10 protein-coding genes and 1 pseudogene are annotated in these 12,567 nt (G+C 66.9%); 6 read left to right on the top strand and 5 right to left on the bottom strand.

Going from position 1 to position 12,567, the window contains the following annotated elements; translation table 11 throughout:
* Nucleotides 1–156: 156 nt before the first annotated feature.
* Both DMB86_RS05515 and DMB86_RS05510 read left to right on the top strand, forming a co-directional pair.
* Nucleotides 157–303 (top strand): annotated as a pseudogene (locus DMB86_RS05515) (YnfA family protein); the annotation flags it as partial.
* Nucleotides 304–327: 24 nt separating this feature from the next.
* Entirely contained in the window at nucleotides 328–735 is a 408-nt protein-coding gene (locus tag DMB86_RS05510; RefSeq protein ID WP_113716903.1) for an NUDIX hydrolase, read from the top strand.
* 158 nt (nucleotides 736–893) lie between these two features.
* On the opposite strand, the gene DMB86_RS05505 is transcribed toward DMB86_RS05510, so the two are convergent.
* Both DMB86_RS05505 and DMB86_RS05500 read right to left on the bottom strand, forming a co-directional pair.
* Nucleotides 894–2,105 (bottom strand): integrase core domain-containing protein, encoded by a 1,212-nt coding sequence (locus DMB86_RS05505; protein ID WP_227878454.1) that lies wholly within the window; start codon nucleotides 2,103–2,105, stop codon nucleotides 894–896.
* Nucleotides 2,106–2,340: 235 nt separating this feature from the next.
* Nucleotides 2,341–4,242 carry an ABC transporter ATP-binding protein gene (locus DMB86_RS05500; protein WP_113716902.1) on the bottom strand — a complete coding sequence of 634 codons (1,902 nt, stop codon included), beginning with the start codon at nucleotides 4,240–4,242 and terminating at the stop codon, nucleotides 2,341–2,343.
* Between the two features lie 308 nt (nucleotides 4,243–4,550).
* Here DMB86_RS05500 and DMB86_RS05495 point away from each other — a divergent pair, with 308 nt between their 5' ends.
* From DMB86_RS05495 to DMB86_RS05485, 3 genes are read left to right on the top strand one after another with little or no spacing between them, the layout of a single operon-like run.
* Entirely contained in the window at nucleotides 4,551–5,375 is an 825-nt protein-coding gene (locus DMB86_RS05495; protein ID WP_113716901.1) for an amino acid ABC transporter substrate-binding protein, read from the top strand.
* A 23-nt stretch (nucleotides 5,376–5,398) separates the two neighbouring features.
* Nucleotides 5,399–6,052 (top strand): amino acid ABC transporter permease, encoded by a 654-nt coding sequence (locus DMB86_RS05490; protein ID WP_113716900.1) that lies wholly within the window; start codon nucleotides 5,399–5,401, stop codon nucleotides 6,050–6,052.
* The gene (locus DMB86_RS05485) at nucleotides 6,039–6,872 is read left to right on the top strand and encodes an amino acid ABC transporter ATP-binding protein (protein WP_113716899.1); all 834 of its coding nucleotides are present in this window, start codon (nucleotides 6,039–6,041) and stop codon (nucleotides 6,870–6,872) included. Before DMB86_RS05490 ends, DMB86_RS05485 begins: the two co-directional genes overlap by 14 nt.
* A 99-nt stretch (nucleotides 6,873–6,971) precedes the next feature.
* On the opposite strand, the gene fdhD is transcribed toward DMB86_RS05485, so the two are convergent.
* Nucleotides 6,972–7,808 carry a formate dehydrogenase accessory sulfurtransferase FdhD gene (gene fdhD / locus DMB86_RS05480; RefSeq protein WP_113716898.1) on the bottom strand — a complete coding sequence of 279 codons (837 nt, stop codon included), beginning with the start codon at nucleotides 7,806–7,808 and terminating at the stop codon, nucleotides 6,972–6,974.
* Nucleotides 7,809–7,938: 130 nt separating this feature from the next.
* Here fdhD and DMB86_RS05475 point away from each other — a divergent pair, with 130 nt between their 5' ends.
* Complete coding sequence (locus tag DMB86_RS05475) at nucleotides 7,939–10,275, top strand: FdhF/YdeP family oxidoreductase (protein ID WP_113716897.1); 2,337 nt, start codon at nucleotides 7,939–7,941, stop codon at nucleotides 10,273–10,275.
* Nucleotides 10,276–10,409: 134 nt separating this feature from the next.
* On the opposite strand, the gene DMB86_RS05470 is transcribed toward DMB86_RS05475, so the two are convergent.
* Together DMB86_RS05470 and DMB86_RS05465 are read right to left on the bottom strand one after the other, a co-directional pair.
* On the bottom strand, nucleotides 10,410–11,270 hold the full coding sequence (locus tag DMB86_RS05470; protein ID WP_171814378.1) for an alpha/beta hydrolase family protein: 861 nt from the start codon (nucleotides 11,268–11,270) through the stop codon (nucleotides 10,410–10,412).
* Nucleotides 11,261–12,559 (bottom strand): molybdopterin molybdotransferase MoeA, encoded by a 1,299-nt coding sequence (locus tag DMB86_RS05465; RefSeq protein WP_113716895.1) that lies wholly within the window; start codon nucleotides 12,557–12,559, stop codon nucleotides 11,261–11,263. The genes DMB86_RS05470 and DMB86_RS05465 overlap by 10 nt, the downstream gene beginning before the upstream one ends.
* Between the last annotated feature and the right edge of the window lie 8 nt (nucleotides 12,560–12,567).

Below are 12,567 nucleotides of genomic sequence, written 5' to 3'. Positions count from 1 at the left end.
TCCACCCGGCCGCCGTGCAGACGGGGGCCGCCTCGCGTACGCTTCCCCACCCCCAATAACCAGACGGCAGTAGGCGCCAACCCACGAAAAAGAAGCGACCCGGAAGAAACGGCCCACGCACGCCGACTACGCGACCAGTCGGCCGCTGATGGAGCCGCCGCCTATGGCGGCGTATTCATTGCCGGGTCACTGGTGTGGGGCATGGTTTTCGACAAGTTCACGCCGGACCGCTGGGACGTTATCGGCGCCGTGGTGTGCCTCTTTGGCGTATACGTCATCATGTTCGCCCCGCGTCCGGCCTGATCCGGAGACGTTAGGATCGAAGCCGTGAAGAACTATTTGCGGGTATCTGCCGTTTGTGTCTACGACCGGGACGGTCGCCTGCTGACGGTGCGCAAGTCCGGCACCACCAAGTTCATGCACCCGGGCGGCAAGCCGGAGCCCGGGGAGAATGCCGCGCAGGCCGGGTCGCGCGAACTTGCGGAAGAAGTGGGCATCCAGGTGGCCGCCGCGGACCTTGTGCTGATGGGCGTGTGGACCGGCACGGCGGCCAACGAATCCAACACCGACATTGAAGCCACGGTCTTTACCGCGCCCGGGAGCTGGGCGGGTGCCGGTATTGAGCCCGCGGCCGAGATTGCCGAACTGCGTTGGATGGACCCCGCCCGTGCGGCAGACTTTGACGACCTCGCCCCGCTGCTGACAGAGTATGTCCTCCCCCGGCTCGCCCCTTAAGAAATCTGTGTTGCACGTCCTGGACGAAAATCATCTGTCATGTCTCGGACCTCTGTAGACAGTTCATGTCTCGCACCTGTGTTGACAGTTGATGTCTCATTGTTGTGTAGACACTTCCGGTCTGAGTAGTGGCCAGACCGGAAGTGTCTCACTTCTTTTTAGACGGTTTCTGGTTCGGGCTGTTCGGTCGTAGTTGTTGTTTTGACTGGCCTGATTTTACGTTTCCGCACGGCGCCGGCGGGGTCTGCCGCGATGCCGGAGGGTTTGCCGTTGCCTACGTATGGGGTGCCTTTGGGTGGGATGGGGTGGCTGATAATTTCTGAGCCAAGGCTGTCGAAGAACATGATGTCGGTGTCGTCGTGAATGATGTTCACGGTGGTGCCGATGTATTTCTTGCCCATCTTGAAATGCGTCCCCAAGACGGTGACATTGCCGTCTCGTCCGACACGACGCTGGCCGCTGAACCGCTCTGCCCCTACCGTGGGTTCTTCTGGTTCCGGCGGGCCGGGTGCCGGGGCCTTGGGTGTGGCGTTCCAGGCTTCCTGCGGTGTCATACCCGGCTTCAGGGCCTGGTGTTCACGTTCGGTGTTGTAGTACCGGTCGAAGGCATCGATCTGGGTTTGCAGGACCTCCAGCGTGGTGGCTGGTGGCTGCTGCTTCAGGTACCGGTGCAGGGTTTGATGGAACCGCTCGTTCTTGCCCTGGGTAGTGGGTTTGTAGGGTTTTCCGGTGATGGGTTCCACGCCCCGGGCCTTCAGGAATTCCACCAGTTCCCCGCGCCTGCCCAGCCGTGTCGGGTTAAGAGCCGCGCCGTTGTCACTGAGGAAGCGCTGGGGTACCCCGTGTCGGTCAATCGAGGTTGTCACGACCCTGATCGCGGCCTCGCTGGTTTCCCCGGAAGCAGCCAACGAGGCCAGGGCCAGCCGTGAATGGTCGTCGATGAGTTGGAAGATCGTGACCTTCGTCCCGCACGCCAGCACCCACTCGGTGGCGTCAATCTGCCAGCACGCATTCGGCTGCGGATAGACGAACCGGATATAGGCGCTGCGGGGCTTCTTCTTCGGCTCCGGCACCACGACGCCGGCACGGGTGAAGATCCTGGCCACAGTCGCCCTGGAGGGCGGTTGGAAGCCCTGTCGGCGCAACTTGGCGATCACTGAGAGCGGGCCGGCATCAAAGCCGGCCTTCTCCAACTCCTCGCGGGTTCCCAGCAGCAGATCGACCATGGAAGCGGGAGTGGTTTTCGGATGCCGCAACGCGATCGGAGGCCTCTTCTCCAACGCCTTGACCGGGCCGAGCGCTTGGGCTGCCGCCCGGACCTGGTAGAACCAGGCCCGGGAGACATTATGTTGTTTACAAAACGCGCTCACGGCACCGCGAGGAGCATCGGAAGGCCATGTAGCAACGAGATGACGGACTTTGATTGATGGTTGTGTTTTATGCACAATCCACAAGCAAAACCGACCAACTGTCTACAAGGCGATGAGACAGAGTGTCTACGAAGGTCCGAGACAAAACTGTCCAATAAGGTATGCGAGATCACAGGACGAAAATCATCTCAGAAAGCGTTTTCCCAGTCCAAGATGTGCAACATGGACGTGCGGGTCAGGCGTCCCCGGGGATGGCGGCGTCCGTGACCGCGGCGACGGCCTGGGCGAACTGGGTGTCGTGCAGTTCCGCATAGCGCCCGCCGGCGGCAATGAGCGAATCGTGCGTGCCGCGTTCCACGATCCGCCCGCCCTCAACGACCAGGATGGCGTCGGCCGAGCGGATGGTGGAGAGCCGGTGGGCGATGACGACGGCGGTGCGCCCTTCCAGCGCCTCCCCCAGGGCGGCCTGGACGGCGGCCTCGTTCGTGGAGTCAAGGGCCGCCGTCGCCTCATCGAGGATGACCACGGCGGGCTGGACCAGCAGCAGCCGCGCGATGGTCAGCCGCTGGCGCTCCCCGCCGGAGAGCCGGTAGCCGCGCTCCCCGACCACGGTGTCCAGCCCGTCGGGCAGGGCCTCTGCGAAGGCCGCGAGCCGGGCCCGCCGCAGCACATCCCAGATTTCGGCATCCGTGGCGTCGGGTTTGGCCAGGCGCAGGTTGGAGCGGATTGATTCGTGGAACAGGTGCCCGTCCTGGGTCACCATGCCAATCGCGGCGCGCAGCCCGTCAAAGGACAGGTCCCGCACGTCGGTGCCGCCAATGCGCACGGCGCCGGAGTCGACGTCGTACAGGCGGGAAAGCAGCTGCGCGATGGTGGACTTGCCGGCGCCGGAGGAACCCACCAGGGCAATGGTCTGGCCGGGTTCGGCGCGGAAGGAAATCCCGTGCAGTACCTCCTCGCCGCCGCGGGTGTCCAGGACGGCCACGTCTTCCAGGGAGGCGAGGGAGACCTTGTCCGCGGACGGGTAGGCAAAGCGGACGTCGTCGAACTCCACGCCCAGCGGGCCGGGCCGGACGGGCACCGTGGACGGCTTTTCCGTGATGAGCGGCTTCAGGTCCAGGATTTCAAACACCCGGTCAAAGCTGACCAGGGCGCTCATGATGTCCACGCGGGCGTTGGCCAGGGCGGTCAGCGGGGCGTACAGGCGGGTCAGCAGCAGGGCCAGCACCACCACGTCGCCGGCGTTGAGCGTGCCGCCGATGGCCAGCGAGCCGCCGAGCCCGTACACCAGGGCCAGCGCCAGCGAGGAGACCAGCATGAGGGCGGAGAAGAACACAAACTGCATGACGGCGGTGCGCACGCCGATGTCGCGCACCCTGTTGGCGCGGGAGGCAAACTCGCGCGATTCATCGGCCGGCCGGCCAAACAGCTTCACCAAGGTGGCGCCCGGGGCGGAGAACCGCTCGGTCATCTGCGTGCTCATGTCCGCGTTCAGGTTTGCCGCCTCGCGCCGCATCCCGGCCAGCCTGCTGCCGAAGCGGCGGGCGGGCATCAGGAAGATGGGCAGCAGCACCAGCGCCAGCAGCGTCACGAGCCATGAGGTGTTCAGCATGACGATCAACGTCAGGACCAGCTGCACCGAGTTGGACACGATCCCCGACAGGGTGCCGGAAAACGCCTGCTGGGCGCCGATGACGTCGTTGTTGAGCCGGCTGACCAGGGCGCCGGTGCGGGTCCGGGTGAAGAACGCGATGGGCATGCGCTGCACGTGGTCGAACACGGCGGTGCGCAGGTCCAGGATGACGCCCTCGCCCAGGTTCGCCGAGATCCAACGGATCACCAGCGACAGCCCGGCGTCGAGCACGGCCACCAGGGCGATGAGCAGCGCCAGGTTGACCACCACGTCCATGGCGGCCTTCGCCACGATCGCGTTGACCACCCGCCCGGCCAGCACCGGGGTCGCCACGGCAAGGGCCGCGGAGATCACGGACAGCACCACGAACACCAGCAGCTTGCGGCTGTAGGGTTTGGCAAACGCCACCGTCCGGCGCAGCGTGTCCTTGGAGATGCCGCCATTGCTTTTGTCGGATCGCATGGTGCTCCACAGGGAGCTCCAGGCCGCGCCTTCCATACTCATGCGGGTTTCCTTAATTGAGGGTTGGGCAAGCTACCAGCTTAAGCCACGGGCGGGCGGCAGGGTATTCCCGATTCCCACGGTTGGCGGTTTTTCCCGTCCGCGGCGGGCCCGCCCGGGGACTCCTAGTGCACTCCGGTGGCGTGAGTCAAATCACTGCCGTCGCGACGGCGTAACACAGTGACATGTTCCCTCTTCCCATCATCCGCCCCGGTGATAGCCTCCAAGGACGGGCGGCCCGCGGTCCGTTGGTTTTGCGGGCGTTGATTTCGCGGGAACCTCCCGCCTTGACCGTGAAGGAACACAAGAAGATGAATCGTCGTACTTTTGGGCTCGTCGGCATGCTCGCAGCGGCCTCAATCGCCCTTGCCGCCTGCGGGGGAACCTCCGGCACCGGCGGTTCCTCGGCCACGCCGGCAGCCGGCGGGGACACCTCCTTGAGCAGCGTCAAGAACGCGGGCGAGATTGTCTTTGCCACCGAGGGCACCTACAAGCCGTTCAGCTACCACCAGGGCGGCGCGGGCGACCTGACCGGTTACGACGTCGAGGTCGCCAAGGCCGTGGCGGACAAGCTGGGCGTCAAGGCGAAGTTTGAGGAGACCCAGTGGGACTCCATCTTTGCCGGATTGGAGGCCCGCCGCTTTGACGCCATCGCCAACCAGGTCACGGCCACGCCGGAACGCCAGACCAAGTACGAGCTCTCCACGCCGTACACCGTCTCGCAGGGCGTGATCGTCACGAAGTCGGACAACACCTCCGTCAAGTCCTTTGCCGACCTCAAGGGCAAGACCACCGCGCAGTCCCTGACGAGCAACTGGTACACGCTGGCCAAGGACAGCGGCGCCAACGTGGAGCCCGTTGAAGGCTGGGCCCAGTCCGTCTCGCTGCTCAAGGACGGACGCGTCGACGCCATTGTCAACGACAAGCTGACCTTCCTGGACTACCAGGTCACCAACCCCAATTCGGGCCTGAAGATCGCCGCCACCACCAAGGATTCCTCCGATTCCGTGTTCGCCTTCCACAAGGGCTCCAAGGCGCTGGACGGCGCCGTCAACACGGCCCTGAAGGAGCTGGCCGCCGACGGCACGCTGACCACGCTGAGCAAGAAGTACTTCGGCCAGGACGTGTCCAAGTAGGGCCCGGACGCTAGGGTTCAGGCATGGACTTATTTTGGAGTTCGCTCGGCCCGATGCTCCTGGGCGCCGTCAAGGGCACCATCCCGCTGGCCCTGGCCTCCTTCGCCATCGGCCTGGTCTTGGCGCTGCTGGTGGCCATGCTGCGGATCAGCCGCAACAGGCTGGCGAACGGGGTGGGCCGGTTCTACGTCTCGGTCATCCGCGGAACGCCGCTGCTGGTGCAGCTGTTCGTCATCTTTTACGGGCTCCCGGCCGTGGGGGTGAAGCTCGATCCCTGGCCCAGCGCCATCATCGCGTTCTCCATGAACGTGGGCGGCTACGCGGCGGAAGTGATCCGCGCCGCCATCCTCTCGGTGCCGCAGGGCCAGTGGGAGGCCGGGCACATGATCGGCATGTCCCGCGGGCAGACGCTGCTGCGGATCATCCTGCCGCAGGCCGCCCGCGTGTCCGTGCCCCCGCTGTCCAACACGTTCATCTCGCTCGTGAAGGACACGTCCCTGGCATCCCTGATCCTGGTCACGGAGATGTTCCGGGTGGCCCAGCAGGTGGCCGCCTTCAGCCAGGAGTTCATGCTGCTCTACCTTGAGGCGGCGCTCATCTACTGGGTGATCTGCCTGGTCCTGTCCACGGCGCAAACACAGCTGGAAAAGAGGTTGGACCGCTATGTCGCCCACTGACGCCCCAGTCCTGCAGGTCCGCGGCCTGAACAAGTCCTTCGGGTCCAACAAGGTGCTGCGCGGCATTGACCTGGACGTCCCGCGCGGCAAGGTGGTGGCCCTCATCGGCCCCTCCGGCTCCGGCAAGACCACCATCCTGCGCTCCCTCAACGGCCTGGAGACGCCCGACGCCGGCACGGTCACCGTGGGTGCCCGCGGAACCACGGGCGACGGTGCGGATGCCGGGGAAGGGGGCTCCGGCGTCGTGCCCCGGCTGCCGGCGCTCACACTGGACTTTGGCGCGAAGGTCACGCCCAGGGAGGTCGCATCGCTGCGGGACCGCAGCGCCATGGTATTCCAGCATTACAACCTGTTCCCGCACATGACGGTGCTGCAAAACATCATCGAAGGGCCCGTACGCGTGCAAAGGCGCCCCCGCGCCGAGGCCGTCGCGGAGGCGGAGACGCTGCTGGACCGGGTTGGCCTGCTGGAGAAGAAGGACGCACACCCGTTCGAGCTGTCCGGCGGCCAGCAGCAACGCGTGGGCATTGTCCGCGCCCTGGCGCTCAAGCCGCAGCTGCTGCTCTTTGACGAGCCCACCTCAGCACTCGACCCGGAACTGGTCGACGACGTCCTGGCCGTCATCAAGGAACTGGCCGAAGAAGGCTGGACCATGGTGATCGTCACGCACGAGCTCGCCTTCGCCCGCCAGACCGCGGACGAGGTGGTGTTCATGGACGGCGGCGTGGTCGTGGAACGCGGGCCGGCCAGCCAGGTCCTGCGGAACCCGCGGGAGGAACGCACCCAGGCGTTTGTGCGCAGGCTGCTGCACGAGATCTAACGCCAAGACGCGACCCCCTCCCTCCCTGCAGACGCTCCTGCAGATAATGGGCGCATTTTCCGGACGCTCCTTCAGATAATGGGCACTTTTCCCCGACGCTCAGTCGCCGATCCGGGCGTCGTGCGTGTACACGTTCAACGTTTTTCCCCGGCTGAATCCCACCAGCGTCAGCCCGGACTCGCGGGCCAGGTCCACGGCCAGGGACGACGGCGCACTCACGGCCGCGAGCACCGGCACCCCCGCCATCGCGGCCTTTTGGACGAGCTCAAACGAGGCCCGGCCCGAAACCTGCAGGATGGTGTTGGCCAGCGGCAGCCGGCGCTCCCGGAAGGCCGCGCCCACCACCTTGTCGACGGCGTTGTGCCGTCCCACGTCCTCACGCAGCGACAGCAGCTCGCCGTCGGGCGCAAAGAGGCCGGCGGCGTGCACGCCGCCGGTCTTGTCAAAGAGCTTTTGCTGTTCACGCAGTTCCTCAGGCAGCGACGCCAGCACCTCGGCCTTGACCAGCGGCTGGTCCACCGGCGAGGTGATCGGGTAATGCGAGGATTTCCGCACCGCGTCGATCGAGGCCGTGCCGCAGATCCCGCACGCGCTGGTGGTGGTCACGTTGCGCCGGGCCGACAGTGCCGGCAACGCGACGTCGGGACGCAGCTGCGCCTCCACCACGTTGAACGTCTGCTGCCCGTTCTCATCCTCGCCGGCGCAGAAGCGCAGCGAAATGAGCTCGTCGGGCACGGATATGATCCCCTCGGAGACCAGGAACCCGGCCACCAGGTCAAAATCGTCCCCGGGCGTGCGCATCGTGACGGTGAAGGATTCATGGCCCAGCCGGATCTCCAGGGGCTCCTCCGCCGCCAAGGCCTCCTCGCGAACCACGCGCCGGTGCCCGGCCAAATCAATCCTTGTTGCCTTCACTCGGTGAATCAGGCGTCCCACGGGTCCTCCAATTGACTGCTGCCCCTCCTTTCAAGGGTAGTTGCTCCCCGGGTAATGAACAGCCTAAGAAGGCTCCCGGCGGGATAGGCTGGCCACCGAAGAACTCTTCCCAGGCGAAAGGGATGCTCTCATGGCCGGCAAAGCGCCCCAGGAAAACATCAACGAACAGCAGCTCACCGTGCGCAGCATGCAGAAGAAGGCCGTGGGCATCCCCGGAATCCTGCACTCCATGGAGGTTTCCCTCAATCAGATGGGTCCGCTCCGCACGGCGCAGACGCTGCTGAAGATCAACCAAAAGGACGGCTTTGACTGCCCCGGCTGTGCGTGGCCGGAGGCCGAGCAACGCCACGCCGCCGAATTTTGCGAAAACGGGGCCAAGGCGGTGGCGGAGGAAGCCACGAAAAGGCGGGTCCCGCCGTCGTTCTTTGCCAAGCATTCGATCAACGAACTGCGCGAGTGGGACGATTTCCGCCTGGGCCAGCAGGGCCGGCTGACCGACCCCATGTTCCTGGCCGAGGGCAGCGACCATTATGTGCCGGTGTCGTGGGAGCGGGCGCTGGGGCTGCTGGCGGACGAGCTCAAGGCGCTCAATGACCCCAACGAGGCGATCTTCTACACGTCGGGGCGCACATCCAACGAGGCCGCGTTCCTGTACCAGCTCATGGTGCGCGGGCTGGGCACCAACAACCTGCCGGACTGCTCCAACATGTGCCACGAGTCCTCCGGCTCGGCACTGACGGAGACCATCGGCATCGGCAAGGGCTCGGTGTCGCTGGAGGACATGTACCAGGCCGAGCTGATCATCATCGCCGGCCAAAACCCGGGCACCAACCATCCGCGCATGCTCAGCGCCCTGGAGAAGGCCAAGAAGAACGGCGCCGTGATTGTGGCCGTCAACCCGCTGCCGGAGGCCGGGCTGATGCGCTTTGACAATCCGCAGACGGTGCGCGGACTGGTCGGCGGCGGGACCGCTCTGGCGGATGACTTCCTGCAGATCAAGCTCGGCGGCGACCAGGCGCTGTTTCAGGGTCTGGGCAAATTCCTGCTGGAGGAGCAGCGCCGGCCCGGTTCCCCGCACGAGGGCCGGGTGTTTGACACCGCGTTCATCGAGGAAAACACCACCGGGCTCGGCGAATGCCTGGCACAGCTGGAGGCCGTGACCTGGGAAGAAATTGTCACCGCCTCGGGCCTGTCGGAGGAGCAGATCCGTGCCACGGGCGCGCGGCTGCTGGCCTCCACCGCCACCGTGGTCTGCTGGGCCATGGGCCTGACGCAGCACAAGCATTCGGTGCCCACCCTGCGCGACGTGGTCAACGTGCTGCTGCTTCAGGGCAACATCGGCAAGCCGGGCGCCGGAGTCTGCCCGGTCCGCGGCCACTCCAACGTCCAGGGCGACCGGACCATGGGCATCTTTGAGCGCATGCCGCCGTCGTTCCATGACGCCCTCGACGCCGAATTCGATTTTGCCTCCCCGCGGGCCAACGGCTTCGACACGGTTGCCGCGATCGAGGCCATGCGCGACGGGCTGGCCCGCGTGTTTGTCGGCATGGGCGGCAACTTTGTGCGGGCCACGCCGGATTCCAACGTCACCGAGGCGGCGATGGCCAAGCTGTCCCTGACCGTGCAGATCTCGACCAAGCTGAACAAGTCGCACCTGCATGTGGGCAGGCAGGCGCTGATCCTGCCCACGCTGGGCCGCACCGAGCGGGACACCCAGGCCGGCGGGGACCAGCGCGTCACCGTCGAGGACTCCATGAGCGCCGTCCATGCCTCGCGCGGGCGCCTGGCCCCGGCGTCGGACAACCTGCTGTCCGAGGTCGCCATCGTCGCCCGGCTCGCCGAGCTGCTCTTTGCCACGGACGACGGCGGCACCCGGCCGGGCGCGCCGGTTGCGGACTGGCCGGCGCTGGCCGCGGACTACTCCCGCATCCGCGCACACATTGCCAACGTCGTGCCGGGGTTCGAGGACTTCGAGGCGAAAATCGACCGTCCCGGCGGGTTCATCCTTCCGCACGGACCGCGCGACTCGCGGTCCTTTTCCACCGAATCCGGCAAGGCCCACTTCACCGCCAACCCGCTGGAATATCCGAAAGTGCCCGCGGGGCGCCTGCTGCTGCAGACGCTGCGCTCCCACGACCAGTACAACACCACCATTTATGGCAAGGACGACCGCTACCGCGGCATCAAGAACGGCCGACGCGTGGTGTTTGTCAACGCGGCCGACCTGGCGGCGCTGGGGATTGCCGACGGGGCCATGGTGGACCTGGTCTCCGAGTGGAAGGACGGCGTGGACCGCCGGGCCCCGGATTTCCGTGTCGTGGCCTATTCAACGCCCGTGGGCTGCGCCGCCGCATACTACCCGGAGACCAACGTGCTGGTGCCGCTGGACTCCACAGCGGACGTCAGCGGCACGCCGACGTCCAAGTCGGTGGTGGTCCGCCTGGAACCCGTCCCCGCCCTCCGCTGAGGTTCGAGATCACGACGCCTCCGTTCGCTGAGGTTCGAGATCACGACGCCTCCGTTCGCTGAGGTTCGAGATCACGACGCCCCAAATCCCCCGCGAATCGGTGGTTATCTCGAACCTCAACGAGGGGGGACGGGTCAGGGCCAGGTGCCGTCGCGCAGCCAGGCCAGGGTTTGGGGCCAGAACGATTCTCGGTAGCGGCTGTGGAACAGGGCAAAATGGCCCAGTGACGCTTCGCCGTACCCCTCCGGGGACAGGTGCACCACGCGGGACGGGCTGTTGGGCGTATATGCCACGGCCCGCTCCATCGCCGGGATGGTGGCATAGGAGTCGTCGGTCGGCGCCAGGGCCAGGATGGGTGCGGTGACGGCTGCCTGGTGCGCCCGGAGGGCGGTGCGCAGGGAACCGGCGGCAGCCGTCGTGAAGTCCTTGCGGCTGCGGGCCCAGTCCAGCGCCACGCCGGCCGGAAGGTCTTCCATCAGGCCCAGGCGCTTCGCCGGAAAGTAGCCAAAGACGCCCACCAGCGGCAGTGTCAGCAGGGCGCGGCCCCAGTGCGCCAGCTGGTTCCCCGGGCGGAGGTCGCGCCAGTAGGCGTGCTGCGCGCCCACCGTCAGGATCCGGCCGAGGCCCGCGGCATGCTCCGCCAGTCCGACGCCGTAGCCGCCAAAACTGTGGCCCACCAAGTGCACGGGCAGCCCGTCCCCTTGTTGCAGCGCCCAGGCCAGCACGGCGTCGATGTCCAGCGAACCCCACTCAAACCAGCGGACGCGCTGGCCACGGAGCGGGCCGCCGCGGGATCCCCCGATCCCCCGATAGTCGAAGGAGACCGCGGCGAAGCCGTTCTCGGACAAAAACGCCGCGTAGCGGTGGTAGTAGGCGGCCCTGACGGCCGTGGCGCTGGCAATGACCACGGTCCCCCGTTTTTCCACGCCTTCGGGCACCCCGAATACCTGGCCGGCCAGCACACGGCCGTCCGAACAGGTGAACGTCAGGTCCACGGCAGCCGGAATGCGGTGAGGGCCTCCCCCATTTTGGCGCCGTGCGGCGGCACCACCATGACGCCGTCGGCCGCCGCCAGTCCCCGCATCATGGCGGAGTCGGTGTTGGCACACGGCGACGCAAGTCCGTAGAGCAGTCGGTACGGCATGAGCCGGGTGGGCCCGTGATACTCCTTGATGGGCGATCCGCAGGCTACCTCGAACGTGGCGGGCAGAGGTGCGGCGCCCAGTCTGGCCAGCAGCGGAGCGCCGATGGTGAGCAGGGCAATCATGGCGGCCAGCGGGTTGCCCGGCAGTCCTACCAGGAAGCGGCCGTCCGGAAACTCCGCCAGCAGGCTCGGATGCCCAGGACGCATGGCGACGCCGTCGATATGGAAGGTGCCGCCCATCCGTGCGATGGCCGGCCGGAGGAAGTCCGCGCTGGAGCGCCCCGTGGCCCCCGTGGTGATGACGACGTCGGCCGGGTTGCCTTCCGTGTCGGCCAGCGCCTCGAGCGTGGCCTCCAAATTGTCCGCGGCGCGGCGCAGCCCCACGACCGTGCCGCCCAGAAGTTCGACGACGCCGCCCAGCTGCGGGGTAAAGGCGTCCCGGACGTGGCCGGGCGTGGGAAGTCCGGACTGAACCACCTCGTCGCCGGTCAGCACCAGCTGCACGGCCGGACGTCCCAGCACGGACACGTCGTCCAGTCCACCCAGCGCCGCCAGCGACAGGTGCGCGGGATTCAGCGTGACACCGGCTTTCACCAGGAGCTCACCCTCCGCCGCCTCCTGTCCGGCGGGACGGATGTGCTGGCCGTTTTTTGGTTCGCCCGGACGGGCGGCGCCGCCGCGCACCAGGACGGGCAGGCCGTCGTCGTCCGTGGAGAGCAGCCCGGCTTCACTGCGCAGGACGGACTTGGCGCCTTGCGGGAGCAGGCCGCCGGTGACGATCGGTACGGCCTGTCCGGGCGAGAGGCGGCGGCCGGGCTCGGTCAGGATCCACGGCGGGCTGCCCGCGACCGCCCAGCCGTCCATGGCGGACGAGGCGTAGTGCGGCATCGGATGAAGGGCGACGATGTCGGCCGCCAGCTTACGGCCGGCCGCCCGTTCCAGGGGGATTTCATGGGCGGGCAACGGTTCAGCGACGTTGTAGGCGGCCGCCCGGGCCTCCTCCCAGGTGTGCGGCAGGGTGCGGGGCTCCGCTGCGGGTGCTGCCGGCCCGGGCGTTTCCGGCGCGTGGGCGGACGAAGTCTGCTGGTCCGGCGTTTCCGGCGCGTGGGCGGATCGCACCGGGTGGGTGTTGGCTGGCACCTGCCCCC

The sequence above is a fragment of the Arthrobacter dokdonellae genome (assembly GCF_003268655.1).
Taxonomy (GTDB): Bacteria; Actinomycetota; Actinomycetes; order Actinomycetales; family Micrococcaceae; genus Specibacter; species Specibacter dokdonellae.
This window is presented reverse-complemented; position numbering and strand designations above follow the sequence as displayed.

Bases quoted from the DNA above. Each gene is read 5' to 3' on its own strand.
- DMB86_RS05495 (WP_113716901.1), top strand. From the start codon at position 4,551: ATGAATCGTCGTACTTTTGGGCTCGTCGGCATGCTCGCAGCGGCCTCA.
- DMB86_RS05485 (WP_113716899.1), top strand. From the start codon at position 6,039: ATGTCGCCCACTGACGCCCCAGTCCTGCAGGTCCGCGGCCTGAACAAG.
- DMB86_RS05500 (WP_113716902.1), bottom strand. From the start codon at position 4,242: ATGAGTATGGAAGGCGCGGCCTGGAGCTCCCTGTGGAGCACCATGCGA.
- DMB86_RS05490 (WP_113716900.1), top strand. From the start codon at position 5,399: ATGGACTTATTTTGGAGTTCGCTCGGCCCGATGCTCCTGGGCGCCGTC.
- DMB86_RS05475 (WP_113716897.1), top strand. From the start codon at position 7,939: ATGGCCGGCAAAGCGCCCCAGGAAAACATCAACGAACAGCAGCTCACC.